Source organism: Streptomyces sp. NPDC005302, from assembly GCF_040607345.1.
Taxonomy (GTDB): Bacteria; Actinomycetota; Actinomycetes; order Streptomycetales; family Streptomycetaceae; genus Streptomyces.
This window is the reverse complement of record NZ_JBEXGN010000009.1, coordinates 265,548-289,459: the sequence shown is the minus strand read 5'-3', so window position 1 is coordinate 289,459 and position 23,912 is coordinate 265,548. Positions and strand designations below refer to the sequence as shown.

Genomic DNA, 23,912 nt, shown 5'->3' with positions numbered 1-23,912 from the left:
ATGCGGTGCCGGGTCAGCCGGCGACCGAGATCGACGGTTCGCCGGAGGCGACGCCCTCGGCCTCCATCTGCTCGGCGAGCTTCATCGCCTCTTCGATGAGGGTCTCCACGATCTTCGACTCGGGGACGGTCTTGATGACCTCGCCCTTGACGAAGATCTGGCCCTTGCCGTTGCCGGAGGCGACGCCGAGGTCGGCCTCGCGGGCCTCGCCCGGGCCGTTCACGACGCAGCCCATGACGGCGACGCGGAGCGGGACCTCCATGCCCGTGAGGCCGGCGGTCACTTCCTCGGCCAGCTTGTAGACGTCGACCTGGGCGCGGCCGCAGGACGGGCAGGAGACGATCTCCAGGCCGCGCTGCTTGAGGTTCAGCGACTCCAGGATCTGGAGGCCGACCTTGACCTCCTCGACCGGCGGGGCCGACAGGGAGACGCGGATGGTGTCGCCGATGCCCTCGGAGAGCAGGGCGCCGAAGGCGACGGCCGACTTGATGGTGCCCTGGAACGCCGGGCCGGCCTCGGTCACGCCGAGGTGCAGCGGGTAGTCGCAGGCGGCGGCGAGCTGGCGGTAGGCGTTGACCATGACGACCGGGTCGTTGTGCTTGACCGAGATCTTGATGTCGCGGAAGTCGTGCTCCTCGAAGAGGGACGCCTCCCAGAGCGCGGACTCGACGAGCGCCTCGGGGGTCGCCTTGCCGTACTTCTGGAGCAGACGCTTGTCGAGGGAGCCCGCGTTGACGCCGATCCGGATCGGGGTGCCGGTGTCCTTCGCGGCCCGCGCGATCTCCTTGACCTGGTCGTCGAACTGCTTGATGTTGCCGGGGTTGACGCGAACGGCCGCACAGCCGGCGTTGATCGCGGCGAACACGTACTTCGGCTGGAAGTGGATGTCCGCGATGACCGGGAGCTGGGACTTCCTGGCGATGGTGGCGAGCGCGTCGGCGTCGTCCTGCGTGGGGCAGGCCACGCGCACGATCTGGCAGCCGGACGCGGTCAGCTCGGCGATCTGCTGCAGCGTGGCGCCGATGTCCGACGTACGCGTGGTCGTCATCGACTGCACCGAGACGGGAGCGTCTCCGCCCACGGCGACGGTTCCGACCTGGATCTGTCGGCTCTTGCGGCGCTCGGCCAGCTTGGTCGGAACGGACGGCATGCCGAGAGAAATCGCAGTCATCTGCTGTGCAACCCCAAGTCGTGGATCAAGTGCTGGTCCCGTGAGCAGCGGGCTCCAAGATTTGAGATTACGGCACGCAGGTGTACGGAGGCACATGACGTCCTGCGGTCCACTCGATGTCGGTGTATGGCGATCGGCCCGACATGGAGACGGTTCCCCCTGGGCAGCCTGTCCGGATGGAACCCTGTCGGGCCGATCGCCGGGCCCTCAGGCAATCCGTTCGGCGTCCAGTGCCGTGCGGATCAGGAGCGATGGCACGCTTCGCTGAAAGACCGGCGTTCCGCCGCCCTCCTCGTTGAGCAGCCTGACCAGGGCCTCCCAGACGCCGCTCTCCAGCCACACCCGCTGCCTGGCTCGCACTTTCGCACGGTCACCCGGTTCCCACTGAGCATCACGTATCGCACCTGCCCCGCCGCGATGTCTGCGAGCAGTGCGTCGAAACCGGGACGCGAGTCCGTCGAGCCCGATGCGCCGGTGTCCTGCTGGTATCCCACGAGGTGCCACCTCGGGCGTCGTGCGGCATGCGACTGGATGGCCTGCCGTTGGGCGGGAATCCCTAGCGGGGTCCCTGCTCGGTGTTCGTTGGTCGACAGTGTTGGCGCACCGCTGGGGTCACCCATGAACAGAAGGAACGTACGAAAACCGCACTGGTGAAGAAGCGAAGAAGCCCCGCTCTTCACCCATGTGAGTTACGTGGGTGGAGAGCGGGGCACGGGCGACCGGCCTGCCCGGACGAGCACTCGGTCAGCTGATGCGGACCGGGTTAACCACGTCCGCGATGAAGACCAGGATCGTGAAGCAGACGAAGACTCCGGCCACCACGTAGGCCACCGGCATCAGCTTCGCCACGTCGAACGGGCCGGGGTCCGGCCGCTTCAGGAGCTTCGCCGTGTTCCGCCGCAGCGACTCCCAGAGCGCCCCCGCGATGTGCCCGCCGTCGAGCGGCAGCAGGGGGAGCATGTTGAACAGGAAGAGGGAGAGGTTGAAGCCGGCGACCAGCAGCAGCATCATCGCGACCTGCTGCGACGCGGGGATGTCGAGGGTGAAGACGTCACCGCCGATGCGTGCCGCGCCGACCACGCCCATCGGGGAGTCGGCCTTGCGCGGGCCGTCGCCGAAGGCCGCGTCCCACAGGTCGGGGACCTTGCCGGGCAGCGCGACCAGGGATTCGACGCCGTTCTGCATCATGTCGCCCATGCGGGTCACGGACTGTCCGAGCGACTGCTCGACGATGCCGGAGGCGGGCGTGAAGCCGAGGAAGCCGGCGTACACGTACTTGCCCTCGACGTAGCCGCCGTCGCCGTCGGTCTTGCTCACCTGGTTCCTGATCAGGTGGGCGTTCAGGTCGAGGCGCTCGCCCTTGCGCTCGACGGTGAGCGCGACGTCCTTGCCGGGGTTGGCCCGGATGTCGGACTGGAGGGCCTCCCAGTCCTTGACCGGCTTGCCGTCGAACGCGACGATCTTGTCGCCGCCCTTGAGTCCCGCGGCCTTGGCGGGCGCCGCATCGTCGCTCTTCGCGCACTTCGTGCGGTTCTCGCTCTGCTGGATGACGCAGTCCGAGACCTTGCCGACCGTGGTCGTCTGGGTGTTCACGCCGAACGTCATCATCACGCCGAGGAAGATCACGACGGCGAGGATGAGGTTCATGAAGGGGCCGGCGAACATCACGATCACGCGCTTCCACGGCTTGCGCGTGTAGAAGAGGCGGGTCTCGTCACCGGGCTGCAGTTCCTCGAAGGCCGCCGATCTGGCGTCCTCGATCATGCCCCTGAAGGGGGAGGTCGAGCGGGCCTCGATCCGTCCGTCCGGGCCGGGCGGGAACATCCCGATCATGCGGATGTACCCGCCGAGGGGGACGGCCTTGACGCCGTACTCGGTGTCGCCCTTCTTGCGCGACCAGATGGTCGGGCCGAAGCCGACCATGTACTGCGGCACACGGATGCCGAACAGTTTGGCCGTCGACAGATGCCCCAGCTCGTGCCACGCGATCGAGATGAGCAGGCCGACCACGAAGACGACTATGCCGAGGATCATCATCAGGGTCGTCATGCACGAGCCTCCGCGGTTGTCGTCCGTACCGTCAGTTCACGAGCCCGGGCACGCGCCCAGGTCTCTGCTTCGAGGACGTCCGCGACGGTCAGGGAAGTTCCCGTCCGCGGTGTGCCGTGTTCCTCGACCACCCGCGTCACAGTCTCCATGATCCCGTTGAACGGCAGGGTGCCGTTCAGGAACGCGTCCACGCACTCCTCGTTGGCGGCATTGAACACCGCCGGAGCCGTCCCCGCGAGCTGCCCCACGTGCCGGGCGAGCCCCACGGAGGGGAAGGCTTCGGTGTCGAGGGGGAAGAACTCCCAGCTCGACGCCTTGGTCCAGTCGAAGGCCGGCGCCGCGTCCGGGACGCGCTCGGGCCAGCCGAGGCCGATGGCGATCGGCCCCCGCATGTCGGGGGGCGTCGCCTGGGCGATCGTCGAGCCGTCCGTGAATTCCACCATCGAGTGGACATACGACTGCGGGTGCACGACCACCTCAATGCGATCGAAGGGAATGTCGTAGAGGAGGTGGGCCTCGATGACTTCCAGTCCCTTGTTCACCAGGGTCGCGGAGTTGATCGTGATGACCGGTCCCATGGCCCAGGTGGGGTGCGCGAGGGCGTCGGCCGGTGCCACGTCCGCCAGTTCCGCCTTCGTACGGCCGCGGAACGGGCCTCCGGAGGCGGTGACGACGAGTTTGCGGACGTCCGCGCGGGTGCCGGCGGCGAGCGCCTGGAAGAGCGCGGCGTGCTCGGAGTCGACCGGGATGATCTGGCCCGGCTCGGCGAGCGCCTTCACCAGCGGGCCGCCGACGATGAGCGACTCCTTGTTGGCGAGCGCGAGGGTGCGGCCCGCCTCCAGGGCGGCGAGGGTCGGGGCGAGGCCGATGGAGCCGGTGATGCCGTTCAGGACGGTGTGGCAGTCGGAGGCGGCGACCTGGGTGGCGGCCTCCGGTCCTGCCAGGATCTCGGGAAGGGGCTCGCCCGGGCCGTACTGGTCCGCGAGGGCCTCCCTCAGCGCCGGTACGGCGTCCTCGCGCGCGACGGCGACCGTCCGCACCCGGAGCCGGTGGGCCTGCTCGGCGAGCAGGGCGACCCGGCCGCCGGCGGCGGAGAGCGCGGTGACCCGGAACCGGTCGGGGTTGCGCAGCACGAGGTCGATGGCCTGGGTGCCGATCGAGCCGGTGGAGCCGAGGATCACGACATCGCGGGCTCCGTCCACGGGGTCGAAGACGAGATGCGGATCAGCGAGGGGGGCTGGACTGTCGCTCATCCCCCCATTGTGGCCGCATCGCGCCTGCGGCAGGACAGGGCGTCCCCTGTTCCCGCTCCTTCACACCCGATTCCGCCGGTGCGATCGCGTCGGGTGCGGTGGGGAGCGGGAACGCCCGATGGCGACGCCGTCGGCGGGGAGCCGGTCCCCTGTGGGTGTCCGACCTGCCGGGCGGTCGTACTGATCCGCAGGTCAGCGTGTACGGCGGCGCCTGGAGCGTGGTGTCGGAGGGGGGCGCCGCCCCCGGCGGGCGGGCCGTTCGCGCGGGCCGGTGCGGCGGGGCGTGCGGGTGAGGCTGCGGCCGGCGTGCGGGTGCGTCCACGGGCGGGCGAACGCGCCTTCGACCACGCCGTCCGCCGTGTCGAGGGGCGGTGCGGCGTGGTCGCGGCCGACGTGGGTGTCGAGGCCGTCAGCGGATGGGGCGGTGGAGGTTCTCCCGCTCGCTCGGCCCGGGTGTCGCGTCAGCGATCCAGGGGCCTTCCCCGGACGGGTCGACGACGCCCTCCTCCAGCCAGGTGTACGTGCCGGACAGGACGCCCTTGACCACCGTGCGGTCGAGGTCGTCGGTGTTGGACCACAGGCGCCCGAAGAGTTCCTCCACGCGGATGCGGGACTGCCGGCAGAAGACGTCGGCGAGCTGGTAGGCCTCGCGGCCGTGGTCGTCGGTGCTGCGCAGGAGCTCGGCCCGTACGCAGGCCGCGCTCATCGCGAACAGTTCGGCGCCGATGTCGACGATCCGGCCGAGGAAGCCCTGCTTGGTCTCCATCCGGCCCTGCCAGCGAGACATGGCGTAGAAGGTCGACCGGGCGAGTTTGCGGGCGCTGCGCTCGACGTAGCGAAGGTGCGGGGAGAGGTCGACCTCGTGCTTGAACTCGCCGAAGGAGTTCGGGAGCCTGCCGGGTCCGACCACCAGTTTCGGCAGCCACTTGGCGTAGAAGACGCCGGCGTTGGCGCCCGCCTTCGCCTTGTCCGAGAGCGACTTCTCGGGGTCGATGAGGTCGCCGGCGACCGAGAGGTGGGCGTCGACGGCCTCCCGGGCGATCAGCAGGTGCATGATCTCCGTGGAGCCCTCGAAGATGCGGTTGATCCGCAGGTCGCGCAGGATCTGCTCGGTCGGGACGGCGCGTTCGCCGCGGGCCGCCAGCGACTCGGCGGTCTCGAAGCCCCGGCCGCCGCGGATCTGGACCAGTTCGTCGGCCATCAGCCAGGCCATCTCGGAGCCGTACAGCTTGGCGAGGGCGGCTTCGATGCGGATGTCGTTGCGGTTCTCGTCGGCCATCTGCGACGACAGGTCGAGGACGGCTTCGAGGGCGAACGTGGTGGCCGCGATGAAGGAGATCTTGGAGCCGACCGCCTCGTGGAGGGCGACGGGCTTGCCCCACTGTTCACGGGCCGCCGACCATTCGCGGGCGATCTTGAGGCACCACTTGCCGGCGCCCACGCACATCGCGGGCAGGGACAGCCGGCCGGTGTTGAGGGTGGTCAGGGCGATCTTCAGGCCGGCGCCCTCGGGGCCGATGCGGTTCGCGGCGGGGACCCGGACCTGGTGGAAGCGGGTGACGCCGTTCTCCAGGCCCCGCAGGCCCATGAAGGCGTTGCGGTGCTCGACGGTGATGCCCTCGGAGCCGGCTTCGACGACGAACGCGGTGATGCCGCCCTTGTGCCCCTCGGACTTCGGGACGCGGGCCATCACGACGAGGAGGTCCGCGACGACTCCGTTGGTCGTCCACAGTTTCACTCCGTCGAGGACGTAGTCGTCCCCGTCCCGCACGGCGGTGGTCGCGAGGCGCGCCGGGTCGGAGCCGACGTCCGGCTCGGTGAGCAGGAAGGCGGAGATGTCGGTACGGGCGCAGCGGGGCAGGAAGGTGTCCTTCTGCTCCTGGGTGCCGAACTGCTTCAGCGGCTGGGGTACGCCGATGGACTGGTGGGCGGAGAGCAGGGCGCCGATCGCGGGGCTCGCGGAGCCGACCAGGGCGAGGGCCTTGTTGTAGTACACCTGGGTGAGGCCGAGGCCGCCGTACTTCGTGTCGATCTTCATGCCGAGGGCGCCGAGTTCCTTGAGCCCGTCGACGGTCTCGTCCGGGATCTGCGCCTCGCGCTCGATGCGGGCCGAGTCGATCTGCGTCTCGCAGAAGTCGCGGAGTTTGGCGAGGAACTCCTCGCCGCGCTGGGCGTCCTCGTCCGCGGGCATCGGGTGCGGATGGATGAGGTCGAGCCGGAACCGGCCGAGGAAGAGCTCCTTCGCGAAACTGGGCTTGTGCCAGTCCTGTTCGCGGGCGGCTTCGGCGACCTGACGTGCCTCACGTTCGGTGACTGTGGGCTGGTGGGGTGGTGCGGACATGAGGCTCACCTCGCCGCGGATAGGGGACACAGGACAATTCGTTACCGACCGGTGCTACTCGATCGTATGTACCCGTGTACCCGATTCCCTGTCAGCCCACCAGCCCTCACGCGGCGTTCGGCCCAACGCGCGCCGTGCGCCGGGGGGTCCGGGGGCGGACACGCCGACGGCCTGAGCTCCCGCACAGTGGGCTCAGGCCGTCGGCTTCGGTGAGGTCGTGCGTGGTCTCGCTCAGAGGGCGAGGCCGGTCAGCACCAGCACCCGCTCGTAGGTGTAGTCGTCCATGGCGAAGCGGACGCCCTCGCGGCCGACGCCGGACTGCTTGGCGCCGCCGTACGGCATCTGGTCGGCGCGGTAGGACGGGACGTCGCCGATGACCACGCCGCCCACCTCCAGGGCGCGGTGGGCGCGGAAGGCGGTCTGGAGGTCGTGCGTGAAGACGCCCGCCTGGAGGCCGTACTTGGAGTTGTTGGCGGCGGCGAAGGCGGCGGCCTCTCCGTCGACCTTGTGCACGGTGAGGACCGGGCCGAAGACCTCCTCGCAGGAGATCGTGGCGTCGGCCGGTACGTCGGTGAGGACGGTCGGCGCGTAGGAGGCGCCGTCGCGCTTGCCGCCGGTGAGGAGCGTGGCGCCGGCGGCCACGGCCTCGTCCACCCAGGACTCGACGCGCTCGGCGGCGGCCTCGCTGACGAGGGGGCCGACGTCCGTGCCGGCGTCGGAGGGGTCACCGGTGACCTGTGCCTCGACGGCGGCGACGATGCGCGGCAGCAGCCGGTCGTACACCGAGGCGTCGGCGATCACGCGCTGCACGGAGATGCAGGACTGGCCGCCCTGGTAGTTCGAGAAGGTCGCGATCCGTGTCGCGGCCCAGTCCAGGTCGGCGTCGCTCGCGAAGTCGGCGAGGACGACGGCCGCGCCGTTGCCGCCCAGCTCCAGGGTGCAGTGCTTGCGCGGCACCGAGTCCATGATCGCGTAGCCGACCTTCTCGGACCCGGTGAAGGAGATGACCGGGAGGCGCTCGTCCTGGACGAGGGCGGGCATCTTGTCGTTGGCGACCGGCAGGATGCTCCACGAACCGGCCGGCAGGTCGGTCTCGGCGAGCAGGTCACCGATGACGAGGCCGGACAGCGGGGTGGCGGGTGCCGGCTTCAGGATGATCGGGGCGCCGGCGGCGATGGCCGGGGCGATCTTGTGGGCGCACAGGTTGAGCGGGAAGTTGAAGGGCGCGATACCGAGGACGACACCCTTGGGGAAGCGGCGCGTGAGGGCGAGCCGGCCCTGGCCGCCCTGGTCGGTGTCGAGGCGCTGGGCCTCGCCGCCGTTGAACCGGCGGGCCTCCTCGGCGGCGAACCGGAAGACGGAGACGGCGCGGCCGACCTCACCCCGGGCCCACTTGATCGGCTTGCCGTTCTCGGCGGAGATGAGCTGCGCGATCTCCTCGGTGCGCTCGACGAGACGGCGCGAGACGTGGTCGAGGGCGGCGGCGCGCACGTGGGCCGGCGTGGCGGCGAACTCGTCCCGCACGGCGTGGGCGGCTGCCACGGCCTCCTCGACCTGGGCCTCGGTGGGCACGCTGACCTGACCGACGACCCGGCCGTCCCACGGCGAGGTGACGTCGAAGGTGGTCTCACCGGTGACCTGGCGGCCGGCGAGCCAGAAGGCGTGGGTGGCCCCCACAATTTTCTGCGGCATCTGCGAGTCCCGGCCCTTCAGTGTTGGGGGGTGTTGCTGGCGGTCTTGCGCTGTCCGGCTCCACGGTAGGGCCGTGGGCAGCGGGGGTCGTTTGTCCGACGCGTAGCAGTCGGGGAGCGGGGTGCGCCGGATTGGCCTGGTGGCTGGAGGCCCGGGCGCGGGTCGGCCCGGGAGGCTCGGTCCGCCGGTACGGGGAGGCCGGACCCCGGTACTGAGACCCGGGCCCGTGCGTGTGCGCGGTCGACCGCGCTCCGGATTGGCCTGGTGGCCGGAAGCCCGGGCGCGGCCCGGCCCGGGAGGCACGGTCCGCCGGTACGGGGAGGCCGGGCCCCGGTGCTGAGACCCGGGCCTGTGCGTGTGCGCGGTCGACCGCGCTCCGGATTGGCCTGGCGGCCGGAAGCCCGGGCGCGGGCCGGCCCGGGAGGCTCCGTCCGCCGGTACGAGGAGGCCGCGCTCCGGCGCTGAGACCCGGGCCTGTGCGTGCGCGCGGTCGACCGGGACCGGAGGCGTCCCGCGCCTCACTCCCCCGTCGCGGCCGTCGTCTTCAGGGCCAGCCAGAGTTCCATCCGGACATCCGGATCGTCGAGGGAGCGGCCGAGGATCTCTTCGACGCGGCGCATCCGGTAGCGCAGGGTGTGGCGGTGGACGCCCAGGTCGGCGGCGGCGGCGTCCCACTGGCCGTGGCGGGACAGCCAGGCCCGCAGCGAGGCGACCAGGTCCCCGCGGCCGGTGGCGTCGTGTTCGTGCAGGGCGCGCAGGAGGCCGTCCGCGAACGCCCGCACGGCGTCGTCCGCGAGCAGCGGCAGCACGGATCCGGCGGCCAGTTCCTCGTGCTCGACGAGGAAGCGACCGCGCCGCCGGGCGACGGACAGTGCCTGCTCGGCCTGCTTGTAGGCGGCGCGCGCGGCGATCGGACCGGAGGGGGCGGAGAGTCCGACGACGAGTTCGTCCTCGTCCCCGGCGGGCTGCTCGCGCTGTGCTGCGCGGGCGGCCTCCAGCACCACCGCGTAGTCCCCGCAGGCGGTGACCGCGGCGCCGCCGTCCACGGCGAGCACGACCAGCCGCTCCCCCTCGGGCACGACGAGCACGGACTCCCCGGAGCGGGCGGCGGCCGACTCGAGGACCTCGGCGAGGCCGCCCAGCGGATCGCCGTTGACGTCGGGGACGGCGACGGGGGTCTTGGAGCGGGTGGCCGCGCCCACGCGCGCGTGACCGTCGGCATGCGCCCGCGCGGCGGACCCGGACGCAGCCTCGGCGATGATCAGCCGGAAGGGCGCGTCGAGGAGCCGGCCGTACAGGTCGCCCGCGACGGCCCGGGCGTGGTCGGGTTCACCGGCGAGCAGCATCCGCAGGACGGCCGCGCCGATCCGCTGTTCGGCGGCGTGCAGCGACCGGGAGCGTTCCGTGGTGAGCGTGAGCAGGGCGATGGCCGAGTGGAGGGCGTAGCGCTCGGCGGTGCCGAGGGCGGCGGCGGTCCCGACGGCGAGGGCGGCGCGGGGCCTGCGTCCGGTGCCGAGGGAGTGCAGTTCGACGCGGTCCTCGCCGCCCACCACCGAGCTGGCCGGCGCGGGCCGCTCCCGCAGCCGCTCCACGTCCGGGGTGAGCCGCGCGGCCCGGCGTCCGGCCCATTCGGGCGCGGTGGCGACGACGGCGCCGGACGCGTCGTAGAGCGCCGCCCAGCCGTCGACCTGCCCGGCGAGCGCGGAGAGGAGTCCTTCGGGGCCGTCGGTCAGGGCCTGCTTGGTGAGTTCGCGCTGCGCGGCGAACCCGGCGGTGACGGCCCGGTACTGGTCGGCGGCGATGGCGGCGGAGACGGCCTTGCTGATGGCGAGGAAGGGGGTGCGCCGGGGTACTTCGAGGAGGGGCAGGCCCTCCTTCTCGGCGGCCTCGACGAGGGCCTTGGGGATCTCCTCGTAGTTGACCCCGACGGCGAAGCCGAGTCCGACGACTCCCGCGCCGGCCAGCCGCTTCACGTAGCGCTGCATGACGTCGGGGTCGTCCGCGTCCAGCTTGAGCGCGGTGATCAGGAGCAGTTCCCCGCCCTCCATGTAGGGCACGGGGTCGGCGAGCTCGCTGACGTGCGCCCAGCGGACGGGTACGTCCAGCCGGTCCTCGCCCGCTCGCACCGTGAGCTTCAGCGCGGAGTGGTGGACGAGCGAGGCGAGCGTGGGGGGCATGAGGCCTTCAGGTCAGGTCTGTGTGATCTCTGTGATCTCAGGTCGGGTCCGGTGTGATCTCTGTGATCTTTTGGCCGCCGCGTATGAACGACCTGTGTCGATTCTGCCTCACCGTACGGTCGCCGCGTGACCTCGTGCCCATACGTCCAGCTCAGCGGCGATCATCTGCCCCGGCGGTCGGCCGCGCGGGCCGGCGGGTCAGCCGCGCAGGTCGACCAGCAGGGGCGGCGCGTGCTCGCCCTTGACGCTGGTCAGCGACAGCACCGCGTGACCGGGCGGGACTCCGTGGGCCAGCTCTGACGCGGACCAGCGCTCGCGTTCGACCTGCCGGACGGTGACGGCGCGGGCGCTCGGCGCGTTCCCGGTGATCACCCGGCGCAGCATGTGGACGGCCTTGCCCGCGGGTGTCTCGGCGATGATCTGCCGGTCGGTGACGTCGCGGGCCTCGATCCACTCCTTGCCCCAGACCTCGGCGAAGTCCTGCCCGTCCCAGGGGGTGAGCCCGGACAGCGCCATCCGGCAGCCGATGGCCCCCAGCAGGGGGCTGCGCAGGGCGCGCGGCACGTCGTCGAGGGTGCGCAGGGTGAGGACGGCCCCGGCGTTGCCGGAGCGCAGCCGCTGGATGCCGCGGACGGCCTCGGGGGTGATGACGCCGGTCGCGTCGTCGAGGACCAGACAGGCGAACAGGGAGCGGTCCTCGCGCACCGCGACGCTCGCCGAGAACTGGGCGAGCACCAGACGGGCGAGGATCCGGGAGGCGTCGGCGTGACCGCGCGCGGGCAGGTCGATCCGGACCCGCACCGGGTGGTCGAGGGCGCGCAGCGAGAAGGGCCGCGACTGTCCCGAGGTGTCGAAGAAGCCGGCGAAGGCGGGCCGGTCGAGCAGTGCCACCCGGTCGGCGAGGACCCCGCCGACGTCGCCGGGGAGCCCCGTCTGCCGTTCGCGGGCGTCGAGTTCGCGCAGGAGCGACGCCTGGCCGGTGTCCTCCAGGCCCTTGCGGAGCGCGTCGAGCGGTCCGCGGGCGCCGTCGAGCAGCTGGCGCAGTTCGGGCACGGAGGGGAACCTGCCGTGGACGGAACGGAAGGGGCCCAGCAGCTGGGCGAGCACGGTGGTGGAGCGCCTGCTGTCGCCGCCGGGGTGCGGGTCGGCGAGGTCACCGACGAGCGCCTCGGCGAGGACCGCCGCCGCCTCGTCGGGGTCGGCGGTCCCGCCGTACAGGTCGAGGTCGTAGACGGAGTCGGGGTGTCCGATGCGGACGACGACGTCGTACGCGTCGACGGGTCCGAGCCCGGCGCCGGCGGCGCCGACCACGACGACCGCGGCGCGTCCGGCGAGCGCGTGCAGGCACAGCGACTCGGCGAGCGGCCAGACGATCCCGCCGGTCTTGCCGGATCCGGGGGGCCCGACGGCGAGCAGCGAGGTGCCCAGCAGGTCGGGTCCGAGACCGAGGCCGGTGCCGCGGTAGGCGTAGGGGTTGCGGGCGTCGTCGGCGGTCGTGCCGAGGCGGACCTGTCCGGTCACCAGGTCGTGGCGGGCGAGGCGTCCTGGCAGGTCGCGTGCGCCGGAGGGGTGCAGACAGGCGGCCGAGCCGTCCTTGACGACCGCGCCGGTGAAGGTGGCGAGGCTGTGCCGTCCGCTGCGTACGCCCTGCCAGGCGCGGGCGATGCGGGCGTGGTCGACGTCGCGCATCAGCCCGCGGCGGGCGTCGGCGGCGAGCCGGTCGGCGGCCTCGGTGGCGCCCGCGGCGCGGAGCTGGTTCCACTGGACGGGGTCGTCCTCGGGGGCGGGCGGTCGCTCGTCCACCGGGGCGGCGCCTCGCCAGGCGGGCGGTCCGTAGCGGCGCCAGATCTCGTTCCAGCGGCCGAGCCGTCCGACGACGACCATGATGATCAGGGCGATCAGCGTGTAGTAGCCGTACCAGAGGAACGCGTTGCCGACGCGGTCGCCGCTGTGGCGCCAGGAGTCCGGGGTGAACAGTTCGAGGGGCAGGACCCACCAGCCGCCGAGGTAGCCGTTCCAGAGCAGCGACCAGACGAGCCATCCCACGAGGAAGGCGATGACGGCGCCGCTGAGCAGCTGGCGGGCCGGGATCTGTTCGGGCTCCGCCTCCGGCCGCGGGCGGTGGCCGAAGCGCCACACGCCCGGTGCCGCGTCCGGCCTGGGCGCGCGCGCCCAGGCCACGAACTCGGATCCGTCGGGCAGCGGCGGCAGGCCGGGCGCCCGTGCGGGCCGGGGCGGGGCGGCGGGCATGTCCGGTGCCTGCCGCCCGTCGGGCGGCCCTGCCGGACGCGGTACGGGGCCGGCCTGTGTGCCCCGCGCGTCCTGGGTCCCGTCGCTGTTCATCGCCCTTGCCCCCTGACCAGCCGCTCCGTGCTTCGTCCGCGGGTCAATCTAGTGCCCCTGCGGGGGGAGTTCACCGTTTACACGGCCGGGCCCGCCACGCGCCCGGGTCACCGGCGGTTCTACGCCTCCCCGTCGGCATCGTGTCCTCCCCGTCCGGCTTGTATGTCCACCACGGACAAGCGAATCGTCCGACAACGCCCACATGGAGCATGCCGACCCCCCGCTCTCGGCCCTAGCCTGCGAAGAAAGAAGAAGCAGGACCGCGAGGCCGGACCAGCGTCCGCCGGGGCAGTCGATGGGACCCCACGTCTCCGCCGCCCACAGCAAACCCCCGTCTGCACGATCTCAGGGAGCCCCTCATGACCGCACTTCCGCAGGAGCGCCGCGTCGTCACCGCCATCCCCGGCCCGAAGTCGCAGGAGCTGCAGGCCCGGCGCACCGCCGTGGTCGCGGCCGGTGTGGGATCGGTGCTCCCTGTCTTCACCACGCGCGCCGGCGGCGGGATCATCGAGGACGTCGACGGCAACCGCCTCATCGACTTCGGCTCCGGCATCGCCGTGACATCGGTCGGCGCGAGCGCCGAGGCCGTCGTACGCCGGGCCTCCGCCCAGCTCCAGGACTTCACCCACACCTGTTTCATGGTCACGCCGTACGAGGGCTACGTCGCCGTCGCCGAGGCGCTGGCCGAGCTGACCCCGGGCGACCACGCCAAGAAGTCCGCCCTGTTCAACTCGGGTGCCGAGGCCGTCGAGAACGCCGTCAAGATCGCCCGCGCGTACACCAAGCGCCAGGCCGTCGTCGTCTTCGACCACGGCTACCACGGCCGGACGAACCTGACGATGGCGCTGACCGCCAAGAACATGCCGTACAAGAACGGCTTCGGCCCGTTCGCGCCCGAGATCTACCGCGTGCCGGTCGCCTACGGCTACCGCTGGCTGACCGGCCCGGAGAACGCCGGCGCCGAGGCGTCCGCGCAGGCCATCGATATGATCAACAAGCAGATCGGCGCGGACAACGTCGCCGCGATCATCATCGAGCCGGTGCTCGGCGAGGGCGGCTTCATCGAGCCCGCGAAGGGCTTCCTGCCGGCCATCAGCCAGTTCGCCAAGGACAACGGCATCGTCTTCGTCGCGGACGAGATCCAGTCCGGCTTCTGCCGTACCGGCCAGTGGTTCGCCTGTGAGGACGAGGGCATCGTCCCGGACCTGATCACGACCGCCAAGGGCATCGCGGGCGGCCTGCCGCTCGCCGCCGTCACCGGCCGCGCCGAGATCATGGACGCCGCGCACTCCGGCGGCCTGGGCGGCACCTACGGCGGCAACCCGGTGGCCTGCGCCGGTGCGCTCGGTGCCATCGAGACGATGAAGGAGCTCGACCTCAACGCCAAGGCGAAGAACATCGAGGCGGTCATGAAGGCCCGCCTCGGCGCCATGGCGGAGAAGTTCGACATCATCGGCGACATCCGCGGCCGCGGCGCCATGATCGCGATCGAGCTGGTGAAGGACGCCGCCACCAAGGAGCCCAACGCGGAGGCGACCGCCGCGCTGGCCAAGGCCTGCCACCAGGAGGGCCTGCTGGTCCTGACCTGTGGCACCTACGGCAACGTCCTCCGCTTCCTGCCGCCGCTGGTCATCGGCGAGGACCTCCTCAACGAGGGCCTCGACATCATCGAGCAGGCCTTCTCCACCATCTGACGCCCCACGCACCGCGGCGCCGGGCCTCGGGAACACCGTCCACGGATGGATTCCGCTTGGTTCCGGCGCCGCGGCGTACCCGGTCGGAGCGTGTGAAGAACGTGTGCGAGGTGCATGACGGGACGCGATTGCGCCTGTCGGAGCCGGACACCCTGCCGTAGGTTCTACCCAGATGAGAGATACACCCCGCCCACAGGGGACTGTGGGCGACTCCGGGTCGTCGCTTCCCCAGCTTCGCCCTGGTCGTGCCCTCGCGCACACACCCGGGGCTTCCGGCTCCGGTTCTCCTCACCGATCGGACAGTCGCCCGCCCCAAACCCCCCGGGGCGCGCGACAACCCGGTCCGGACGGCCGCCCCGGAACCACCCCCCCTGTTCCGGGGCGGCCGACCCTCCTTCTCGGCCTTCCGGCCCTCCTCTTCGCGCTGATCACCTGGCAGGTCACGGCCCACGGCCCCCTCGCCCGCGCGGACGAACGCCTCAGCGACTCGCTGGTCCACCCGGCCCGTGTCTGGGAACTCCTCGCCGACCTCGGCAACATCACGGTCGCCGTCCCCGTCCTGGCCGCCGCCCTCGTGTACGCGGCGGTCCGCGCCCGCCGGGCGGGCCTCCACCGGTGGTGGCTCCCGTCCACGGCGGCCGCGGTCCTGATGGCCGTCGTTCCGGCGGTGATCGTGCCCCTGAAGGAACTCATCGCCCGCTCCGGGCCCCCGGTCATGGGACCCGGCAACGGCTACTACCCCTCGGGCCACACCGCCACGGCCGCCGTCGCCTACGGCGCGGCGACCCTGCTCCTCCTCCCCTGGCTCCGCACGCCCGGCACCCGCCGCGCCCTGCTGTTCACCTGCGCGCTCCTGAACGCGGCGGTCGCCACCGGCCTGATCCTGCGCGGCTACCACTGGCCACTGGATGTGGTGGCCAGCTGGTGCCTCTGCGCGGTGCTGCTCCACTCGTTGCGGCTGTTCCTCGGCCGGACGAGCGGTCGTCCTCAGCCGAAGTAGCTGTCGAAGTTCCGGGAGAACTCCCAGCCGCCGAAGCGGTCCCAGTTGATCGACCAGGTCATCAGGCCGCGCAGGGACGGCCAGGTGCCGTGGGTGGTGTACGTGCCGCAGTTGGTCTTCTTGGTCAGGCAGTCGAGGGTCTTGGTGACCTCTGCGGGGGACACATAGCCGTTGCCGGCGTTCGTGGTGGCCGGCATGCCGATGGCTATCTGGTCCGGACGCAGCGGCGGGAAGACGTTGTTCGCGTCGCCCGCCACCGGGAAGCCGGTCAGGAGCATGTCGGTCATCGCGATGTGGAAGTCGGCACCGCCCATGGAGTGGTACTGGTTGTCGAGGCCCATGATCGACCCGGAGTTGTAGTCCTGGACGTGCAGCAGGGTCAGGTCGTCGCGCAGGGCGTGGATGACCGGGAGGTAGGCGCCGGCGCGCGGGTCCTGGCCGCCCCACTTCCCGGTGCCGTAGTACTGGTAGCCGAGCTGCACGAAGAAGGTCTCCGGGGCCATGCTCAGGACGAACTTCGCGCCGTACTTGGCCTTCAGGGTCTTCAGGGCGGAGATCAGGTTCACGACCACCGGGGTGGTCGGGCTCTTGAAGTCGGTGTCGCTCGCGTCGAGGGAGAGCGAGTGGCCCTCGAAGTCGATGTCGAGGCCGTCCAGTCCGTAGGTGTCGATGATCTTCGAGACCGAGGAGACGAACGTGTCACGGGCGGCCGTGGTGGTGAGCTGGACCTGGCCGTTCTGGCCGCCGATCGAGATCAGCACCTTCTTGCCCGCCGCCTGCTTGGCCTTGATCGCGGCCTTGAAGTCGGCGTCGCTCTCGACCGTCGGGCACTCGGCGACCGGGCAGCGGTTGAAGCGGATGTCGCCCGAGGTGGCGGAGGTCGGCTCGCCGAAGGCCAGGTCGATGACGTCCCAGCTGTCGGGCACGTCGGCCATGCGCGTGTAGCCCGCGCCGTTGGCGAAGCTCGCGTGGAGGTAGCCGACGAGGGCGTGCGTGGGCAGGTCGGACGAGCCTCCTCCGCCGCCGGAGCCCGCCGGGGTGGTCGCGGTGACGGTCGCCGACTTCGCCGACTCACCGGCGTCGTTCGTCGCGGTGACCTGGAAGGAGTACGCCGTGGACGCCGCCAGTCCGCTCACGGTCGCCGAGGTGCCGGTGGCCGTCTGGACCTTCACCCCGTCGCGGTAGACGGCGTATCCGGTCGCGCCGGACACCGCCGTCCAGGACAGGCCCACCGACGAGGAGGTGAGCGTGCCGGTCCTGAGTCCGGTGGGCACGGCCGGCGGCTGGCCCGCGTCGACACCGGGGCCGGTCAGCGAGAGGTCGTCGGCGTAGTAGGTGCCGGTGCCGTACCAGCCGTGCGTGTAGATCGTGACCTTGGTGGTCGAGGCGCCGGTGCGGAAGGTGGTGCTCAACTGCTGCCAGTCGGCCGCGGACTGGGTCCAGGTGCTGACGTCGGTCGTGCCGGTGCCGCTCGCGCCGAGGTAGACGTAGCTGCCGCGGACGAACCCGGAGAGCGTGTACTGCGCGTCCGGCTTCACCGTCACGGTCTGCGAGCACTGGGCGTAGTCGCTGCCGGCCGGGGTCGCCTTCAGCGCCGAACTGCCGCTGCGCACCGGGGTGGTGACGGTGCTCGCGGCCGTACAGGTCCAGTTGGCCAGACCCGACTCGAACCCGCCGTTCTTCGCGAGGTCCGCGTCGGCCGCACGGGCGGACGACGAGAGCGCGACGAGGCCGGGTACGGCCAGAACGGTGGCCGTGCACACGGCGAGAATCCTTCGGCGGTGTTCGGACGGTCTGCTGCGTCTGGTGCGTTCCACTGCTGCCTCCGGGCACGGGGGGAATGGGGAGGGTGGAGCGCGCCCAACTTGGTCCAGACCAATTCTGTTGTCAAGACCCCCCGCGTACCGGGGACTTCGGAAGCTCGCCGCCGCGCGGCGCCGGCACGGCTATCGGTCCCCGTTCCTGGCGAGGCCCGCCGCCGCCTCGTGCATGGCCAGTTCGAGCAGTGCCGGATCCGTGAGGGTGCCCGAGCCGTCCGGTTGCACCAGCCAGCGGACCCCGCCGGTGGCCCGCCCCGGATACGGCACCACGATCCAGGTGCCGGACCCCGCGGTGCGCACCCCCGTACCGAGCCAGCGGGCGGCTGTGCCCGCGGGCACGAAGAAACCCATCCGCGCGTCCCCGAAGTCGACGAGCACGGGCCCGGGTTGGTCGATCACCCGGCTCAGCACGTCGAGCGTCGGATAGCCGAGTTCGCCCGGCAGGATGAGCACGTCCCAGGCCCGGCCCGCCGGGAGCAGCGCGATGCCGAGGGGGTTGCGTTCCCACTCCCACCGGCACGCCTCGGGGTCCGGAGCCACGGATGTCAGCCACTCGACCGCCGTCTTGGGCCCTGTCATGACGGAACCTCCCTCTCTCGCGATGACGCTGGTCGCGTCACAGGGGAGAGGGAGGTCCGGGGCGATCATTACGCGGGTTCGGGCCACCAGTTGGTGGTGAACCGGATCACACCGACGAGCTGGGCGTACGCCGGTGGATCACGGAGCGTGCCGCGCGCCCTCAGCTGTCGAAGCCGAGGCCCAGCCTGTCCATGGTCTTCAGCCACAGGTTGCGCCGGCCTCCGTGGGTGTCGGCCCGGGCCAGCGACCACTTGGTGAGGGCGATACCCGTCCAGGCGAAGGGCTCGGGCGGGAACGGCAGCGGCTTCTTGCGGACCATCTCCAGCTCGGTGCGTTCGGTGCGCTCCCCGGCCAGCAGGTCGAGCATCACGTCCGCGCCGAAGCGGGTGGCGCCCACGCCGAGGCCCGTGTAGCCAGCTGCGTAGGCCACCTTGCCCTGGTGGGCCGTGCCGAAGAACGCTGAGAAGCGCGAGCACGTGTCGATCGCGCCGCCCCAGGCGTGCGAGAAGCGGACGCCCTCCAGCTGCGGGAAGCAGGTGAAGAAGTGCCCGGCGAGCTTGTCGTACGTCTCGGGGCGGTCGTCGTACTCGGCGCGCATCCGCCCGCCGTACGGGTAGATCGCGTCGTAACCGCCCCACAGGATGCGGTTGTCGGCGGAGAGCCGGAAGTAGTGGAACTGGTTCGCCGAGTCGCCGAGGCCCTGGCGGTTCTTCCAGCCGATGGAGGCCAGCTGCTCCTCGCTGAGCGGCTCGGTCATCAGCGCGTAGTCGTAGACCGGGACGGTGTACGGGCGGACGCGCTTGACGAGGTTCGGGAAGATGTTCGTGCCGAGGGCGACCCTGCGGGCGCCGATCGCGCCGTACGGGGTGCGGACGGCCATGCCGGCGCCGGACGGCTTCAGGTCGAGGGCGGGCGTGTTCTCGTACACCCGGACTCCGAGCCCGAGGCACGCGCGCTTCAGTCCCCAGGCCAGTTTGGCCGGGTGGAGCATGGCGACGCCGCGGCGGTCGTACAGACCGGCCAGGAAGGTCGGGGAGGCGACCTGGTCGCGGACGGCCTCGGTGTCGAGGAGTTCGACGCCCTCGGCGAGGCCCTCGCGCTCCAGTTCCTGGTGCCACTCGCGCAGTTCGGCCGCCTGGTGCGGCTCGGTCGCGACGTCGATCTCACCGGTGCGCTCGAAGTCGCAGTCGAGGGAGTAGCGGGCGACGGCCGCCTCGATCTCGTCGAGGTTGCGGGCGCCCAGCTCCTCCAGCTTGCGGATCTCGTCCGGCCAGCGGGTCAGTCCGTTGGACAGACCGTGGGTGAGGGAGGCGGCGCAGAAGCCGCCGTTGCGGCCGGAGGCGGCCCAGCCCACCTCACGGCCCTCCACGAGAACGACGTCCCGGCCCGGGTCGCGCTCCTTGGCGATCAGCGCCGTCCACAGTCCGCTGTACCCGCCGCCGACGACGAGCAGGTCGCAGGTGTCGGAGCCGGTGAGCGCGGGCTCGGGCCGGGGTTTGCCGGGGTCGTCCAGCCAGTACGGGACCGGCTGGGCGTCCGCGAGGGACTTCGTCCACTGATTACCACGCGTCATGGCGCTTGGGGCCATGATTTCCAACTCCCTACGAGGGTTTTCGAGCGTTATGCCTTTTGCCTGTTGCGGCGATTGCCGACGACCATTCCGGTCAGGACGAACAGTACGGCGACGAGGAACATGGCCGTACCGATGACGTTGATCTGAACGGGTGTTCCGCGCTGCGCCGAGCCCCAGACGAACATGGGGAATGTGACGGTCGAGCCCGCGTTGAAATTGGTGATGATGAAATCGTCGAAGGAGAGCGCGAAGGCGAGCAGCGCGCCCGCGGCGATTCCGGGGGCCGCGATGGGCAGGGTCACGCGCACGAAGGTCTGCACGGGACCGGCGTACAGGTCCTGCGCGGCCTGTTCGAGGCGGGGGTCCATCGACATGACGCGGGCCTTGACGGCCGTCACGACGAAGCTGAGGCAGAACATGATGTGGGCGATCAGGATCGTCCAGAAGCCCAGCTGAGCGCCCATGTTGAGGAACAGGGTGAGCAGCGAGGCGGCCATCACGACCTCGGGCATCGCCATCGGCAGGAAGATCAGCGAGTTCACGGCGCCGCGCGCGCGGAAGCGGTAGCGGACGAGCGCGAAGGCGATCATCGTGCCGAGGATCGTGGCGCCGATCGTCGCCCAGACGGCGATCTGGAGGCTGAGCGAGAGCGAGCCGCACATGTCGGCGACCCCGCACGGATCACGCCAGGCGTCCGTCGAGAATTGCTGCCACTCGTAATTGAAGCGCCCCTTCGGTTTGTTGAAGGAGAACACCGTCACGACGATGTTGGGCAGCAGCAGATATCCGAGCGTCAGCAGTCCCCCGATGACGACGAGGTGACGCTTGAACCAGTTCACGAAGGCCATTTAGACCAGATCCTCCGTCCCGGACTTGCGGATGTAGAGCGTGACCATGATGAGAATCGCGGCCATGAGAATGAAGGAGAGCGCCGCGGCCGTCGGATAGTCGAGAATCCGCAGGAACTGGGTCTGGATGACGTTGCCGACCATGCGGGTGTCGGTGGAGCCGAGCAGGTCGGCGTTCACGTAGTCACCGCTGGCGGGGATGAACGTCAGCAGGGTGCCGGAGACGACCCCGGGCATCGACAGCGGGAAGGTCACCTTGCGGAAGGTGGTGATGGGCCGGGCGTACAGGTCGCCGGCCGCCTCGTGCAGCCGTCCGTCGATCCGCTCCAGCGAGGTGTAGAGCGGCAGCACCATGAACGGCAGGAAGTTGTACGTGAGTCCGCAGACCACCGCGAGCGGTGTGGCGAGCACCCGGTCGCCGGCCGTGAAGCCGAGCCAGCTGGTGACGTCCAGGACGTGCAGCGTGTTCAGGGCGCCGACGACCGGGCCGCCGTCCGCGAGGATCGTCTTCCAGGCGAGCGTGCGGATCAGGAAGCTGGTGAAGAACGGCGCGATCACCAGGATCATGATCAGGTTGCGCCAGCGGCCGGCGCGGAAGGCGATCAGGTACGCGAGCGGGTAGCCGAGCACCAGGCACAGGATCGTCGCGGCACCGGCGTAGAGCACGGAGCGCAGGAACTGCGGCCAGTAGTCGGCGAGCGCGTCCCAGTACGTCTGGAAGTGCCAGGTGACCTTGAAGCCGTCCTCCAGTGATCCGGTCTGGATCGAGGTGGAGGCCTGGTAGACCATCGGGAGCGCGAAGAAGACGACCAGCCACAGCAGGCCGGGCAGCAGCAGCCAGTACGGGACGAGGCGGCCGCGCTTCCTCGGCGGTTTCTGGGCGGGCTGCGGCGCGAGCGGCGGCGCCTCCACCTCGGTGACGGTGGCCATCAGGCGGCCTCGTCCTCGGCCGTGTCGACGCCCGCGTCGATGTCCTGAGTCGCGTCGAGACCGAACGTGTGCGCCGGGCTCCAGTGCAGGACGACCTCGGCACCCGGGACGAGCCGGGAGTCGCGGTCGATGTTCTGGGCGTAGACCTCGAACTCCGGGCAGACCGCGCTGTCGATCACGTACTGCGTGGAGACGCCGATGAAGCTGGAGTCGGCGATCCTGCCGGTGATCCGGTTGCGGCCGGCGGGTATCTCGCCCGCGTCGTCGGCGTGCGTGAGGGAGATCTTCTCCGGGCGGACGCCGACCAGCAGCTTGCCGCCGGTCGTGGTGTCCGCCGAACATCGCGCCCCGGGGAGCACCAGCTTGCCGCCGCCCGCCCTGAGCACGATCTCGTCGCCGCTCCTCGAGTCGACCTCGGCCTCGATGAGGTTGGAGGTGCCGAGGAAGTTGGCGACGAAGGTGGTGTTCGGGTTCTCGTAGAGGTCGGCGGGCGCGCCGAGCTGCTCGACACGGCCCGCGTTCATCACGGCGACGGTGTCGGCCATGGTCATGGCCTCCTCCTGGTCGTGCGTGACGTGGACGAAGGTGATGCCGACCTCGGTCTGGATGCGCTTGAGCTCCAGCTGCATCTGCCGGCGCAGCTTGAGGTCGAGGGCGCCGAGGGGCTCGTCGAGGAGGAGCACCTTGGGGTGGTTGATCAGCGCACGGGCCACGGCGACGCGCTGCTGCTGGCCGCCGGAGAGCTGGTGCGGCTTCTTGCGCGCCTGCTCGCCGAGCTGGACGAGGTCGAGCATGTCCTCGACCTGCTTCTTCACCGACTTGATGCCGCGCCGGCGCAGGCCGAAGGCGACGTTCTCGAAGATGTCGAGGTGCGGGAAGAGGGCGTAGGACTGGAAGACCGTGTTCACCGGGCGCTTGTAGGGCGGCAGGTTCGTCACGTCCTGGTCGCCGAGCATGACGGTGCCCGAGGAGGGCTCCTCCAGGCCGGCGATCATCCGCAGGGTGGTGGTCTTGCCGCAGCCGGACGCGCCGAGCAGCGCGAAGAACGAGCCCTGCGGCATGGTCAGGTCGAGGGGGTGCACGGCCGTGAAGGAGCCGTACGTCTTGCTGATCCCGGAGAGGCGGACGTCGCCGCTGTTGTCATTCGTCATCGTGGTCACGCCCCTGTGAGCTTCGCGAACTTCTCTTCGTAGGCCGTCTCTTCCTTCTGGCTCAGCGAGCGGAAGGGGTGTGACTTCGCGGCCATGGCCTTGTCAGGAATGATCAGCGGGTTGTTCGCCGCGTCCTTGTCGATCTTCGCGAGATAGGGCTTGACCCCGTCGACCGGACAGACGTAGTTGATGTAGGCGGCGAGTTCCGCGGCGGGCTCGGGCTCGTAGTAGAAGTCCATGAGCCGCTCGGCGTTCGTCTTGTGACGTGCCTTGTTGGGGATCAGCATGTTGTCGGTCGACGTCATGTATCCGCTGTCGGGGATGATGAAGTCGACGTCCGGGCTGTCCGCCTTGAGCTGGACGACGTCACCGGCCCAGGCGACACAGGCCGCGAGGTCGCCCTTGGTGAGGTCGGACGTGTAGTCGTTGCCGGTGAAGCGGCGTATCTGGCCCTTGTCGACGGCCTTCTGGAGCCGGGCGATCGCCGCGTCGAAGTCGTCGTCGGTGAAGTTCGCCGGGTCCTTGCCCATGTCGAGCAGGGTCATGCCCATGCTGTCGCGCATCTCCGAGAGGAAGCCGACGCGCCCCTTGAGCTTGGGGTTGTCGAGCAGGTCGGAGACCGAGCGGACCTCGACACCGTCGAGCGCCTTCTTGTTGTAGGCGATGACGGTCGAGATGCCCTGCCAGGGGTAGGAGTAGGCGCGCCCGGGGTCCCAGTCGGGGTTGCGGAACTGGGCGGACAGGTTGGTGTAGGCGTGCGGGAGGTTGGCCGCGTCGAGCTTCTGCACCCAACCGAACCGGATGAGCCGGGCCGCCAGCCAGTCGGTGACGACGATGATGTCGCGCCCGGTGTCCTGGCCCGCCGCGAGCTGCGGCTTGATCTTGCCGAAGAACTCGACGTTGTCGTTGATGTCCTCGGTGTACTTGACCGAGATACCGGTCCGCTTGGCGAACGCGTCGAGCGTGGGGTGGTGCTTCTCGCTCTCGTCGACGTCCATGTACTCGGTCCAGTTGGAGAAGTTGATCGCCTTCTCCTTGGCCGAGTGGTCCTCGGCCGAGACTCCGCCCTGGGTCTTTCCCGCGGCCGGGATCCCACAGGCGCTCAGTGCCCCGAGGCCGCCGACGGCGAGCGCGCCGCCCGCCGACGCGCGCAGCAGGGAACGGCGGCTGAGGGAGGCCCTGCCGTTCCGGAAGCTGCGCCGCAGCGCGGCCAGTTGGACCGGGGACATGCGTTCGGGCTCGTACTGCTCCATGCTCTGGTGCCCTTTCGGAAGCGTCGCGGCCGTGGTCG

17 protein-coding genes and 1 pseudogene are annotated in these 23,912 nt (G+C 70.7%); 2 read left to right on the top strand and 16 right to left on the bottom strand.

Annotation, left to right across the window (positions count from 1 at the left end):
- Positions 1-13: 13 nt before the first annotated feature.
- From ispG to ABZT74_RS16675, 9 genes and pseudogenes are all read right to left on the bottom strand, one after another.
- Positions 14-1,171 (bottom strand): flavodoxin-dependent (E)-4-hydroxy-3-methylbut-2-enyl-diphosphate synthase, encoded by a 1,158-nt coding sequence (gene ispG, locus ABZT74_RS16715; protein WP_356269153.1) that lies wholly within the window; start codon positions 1,169-1,171, stop codon positions 14-16.
- A 207-nt stretch (positions 1,172-1,378) separates the two neighbouring features.
- Positions 1,379-1,531 (bottom strand): hypothetical protein, encoded by a 153-nt coding sequence (locus tag ABZT74_RS16710; RefSeq protein WP_356435628.1) that lies wholly within the window; start codon positions 1,529-1,531, stop codon positions 1,379-1,381.
- 41 nt (positions 1,532-1,572) lie between these two features.
- A pseudogene (locus tag ABZT74_RS16705) lies at positions 1,573-1,791 on the bottom strand (recombinase family protein); the annotation flags it as partial.
- A gap of 124 nt (positions 1,792-1,915) precedes the next feature.
- Positions 1,916-3,220 carry a site-2 protease family protein gene (locus tag ABZT74_RS16700; protein WP_356435587.1) on the bottom strand — a complete coding sequence of 435 codons (1,305 nt, stop codon included), beginning with the start codon at positions 3,218-3,220 and terminating at the stop codon, positions 1,916-1,918.
- The gene (gene dxr / locus ABZT74_RS16695) at positions 3,217-4,473 is read right to left on the bottom strand and encodes a 1-deoxy-D-xylulose-5-phosphate reductoisomerase (RefSeq protein ID WP_352203317.1); all 1,257 of its coding nucleotides are present in this window, start codon (positions 4,471-4,473) and stop codon (positions 3,217-3,219) included. The genes ABZT74_RS16700 and dxr overlap by 4 nt, the downstream gene beginning before the upstream one ends.
- A 409-nt stretch (positions 4,474-4,882) precedes the next feature.
- Complete coding sequence (locus tag ABZT74_RS16690) at positions 4,883-6,814, bottom strand: acyl-CoA dehydrogenase family protein (RefSeq protein WP_355868076.1); 1,932 nt, start codon at positions 6,812-6,814, stop codon at positions 4,883-4,885.
- A 231-nt stretch (positions 6,815-7,045) separates the two neighbouring features.
- Positions 7,046-8,491: an aldehyde dehydrogenase family protein gene (locus ABZT74_RS16685; RefSeq protein ID WP_356435622.1), complete on the bottom strand. Its 1,446-nt coding sequence runs from the start codon at positions 8,489-8,491 to the stop codon at positions 7,046-7,048.
- A gap of 533 nt (positions 8,492-9,024) precedes the next feature.
- Positions 9,025-10,683 (bottom strand): PucR family transcriptional regulator, encoded by a 1,659-nt coding sequence (locus ABZT74_RS16680; protein WP_356169846.1) that lies wholly within the window; start codon positions 10,681-10,683, stop codon positions 9,025-9,027.
- A gap of 198 nt (positions 10,684-10,881) precedes the next feature.
- A complete protein-coding gene (locus ABZT74_RS16675; RefSeq protein WP_356435584.1) occupies positions 10,882-13,026 on the bottom strand; it encodes an ATP-binding protein in 2,145 nt (714 codons plus the stop codon).
- A gap of 359 nt (positions 13,027-13,385) precedes the next feature.
- Between ABZT74_RS16675 and gabT the strand changes: the two genes are divergently transcribed.
- Both gabT and ABZT74_RS16665 read left to right on the top strand, forming a co-directional pair.
- Positions 13,386-14,720 (top strand): 4-aminobutyrate--2-oxoglutarate transaminase, encoded by a 1,335-nt coding sequence (gabT, locus tag ABZT74_RS16670; protein WP_356435581.1) that lies wholly within the window; start codon positions 13,386-13,388, stop codon positions 14,718-14,720.
- 172 nt (positions 14,721-14,892) lie between these two features.
- Complete coding sequence (locus tag ABZT74_RS16665) at positions 14,893-15,720, top strand: phosphatase PAP2 family protein (RefSeq protein ID WP_356435577.1); 828 nt, start codon at positions 14,893-14,895, stop codon at positions 15,718-15,720.
- On the opposite strand, the gene ABZT74_RS16660 is transcribed toward ABZT74_RS16665, so the two are convergent.
- The 7 genes from ABZT74_RS16660 to ABZT74_RS16630 all read right to left on the bottom strand — a co-directional run bounded on the left by ABZT74_RS16660 (position 15,708) and on the right by ABZT74_RS16630 (position 23,874).
- Positions 15,708-17,537, bottom strand: a complete 1,830-nt coding sequence (locus ABZT74_RS16660) for a glycoside hydrolase family 18 protein (RefSeq protein WP_356435574.1) — start codon at positions 17,535-17,537, stop codon at positions 15,708-15,710. The genes ABZT74_RS16665 and ABZT74_RS16660 overlap by 13 nt on opposite strands.
- Before the next feature lie 129 nt (positions 17,538-17,666).
- Positions 17,667-18,119, bottom strand: coding sequence for a hypothetical protein (locus ABZT74_RS16655; RefSeq protein WP_355868052.1), 453 nt, complete (start codon positions 18,117-18,119; stop codon positions 17,667-17,669).
- Between the two features lie 160 nt (positions 18,120-18,279).
- On the bottom strand, positions 18,280-19,707 hold the full coding sequence (locus tag ABZT74_RS16650) for an FAD-dependent oxidoreductase (protein ID WP_356435572.1): 1,428 nt from the start codon (positions 19,705-19,707) through the stop codon (positions 18,280-18,282).
- Positions 19,708-19,739: 32 nt separating this feature from the next.
- Positions 19,740-20,540: an ABC transporter permease gene (locus ABZT74_RS16645; RefSeq protein ID WP_355868046.1), complete on the bottom strand. Its 801-nt coding sequence runs from the start codon at positions 20,538-20,540 to the stop codon at positions 19,740-19,742.
- A complete protein-coding gene (locus ABZT74_RS16640; RefSeq protein WP_355868043.1) occupies positions 20,541-21,470 on the bottom strand; it encodes an ABC transporter permease in 930 nt (309 codons plus the stop codon).
- On the bottom strand, positions 21,470-22,630 hold the full coding sequence (locus tag ABZT74_RS16635) for an ABC transporter ATP-binding protein (RefSeq protein ID WP_356435569.1): 1,161 nt from the start codon (positions 22,628-22,630) through the stop codon (positions 21,470-21,472). Before ABZT74_RS16635 ends, ABZT74_RS16640 begins: the two co-directional genes overlap by 1 nt.
- Complete coding sequence (locus ABZT74_RS16630) at positions 22,627-23,874, bottom strand: spermidine/putrescine ABC transporter substrate-binding protein (protein ID WP_356435566.1); 1,248 nt, start codon at positions 23,872-23,874, stop codon at positions 22,627-22,629. The genes ABZT74_RS16635 and ABZT74_RS16630 overlap by 4 nt, the downstream gene beginning before the upstream one ends.
- Between the last annotated feature and the right edge of the window lie 38 nt (positions 23,875-23,912).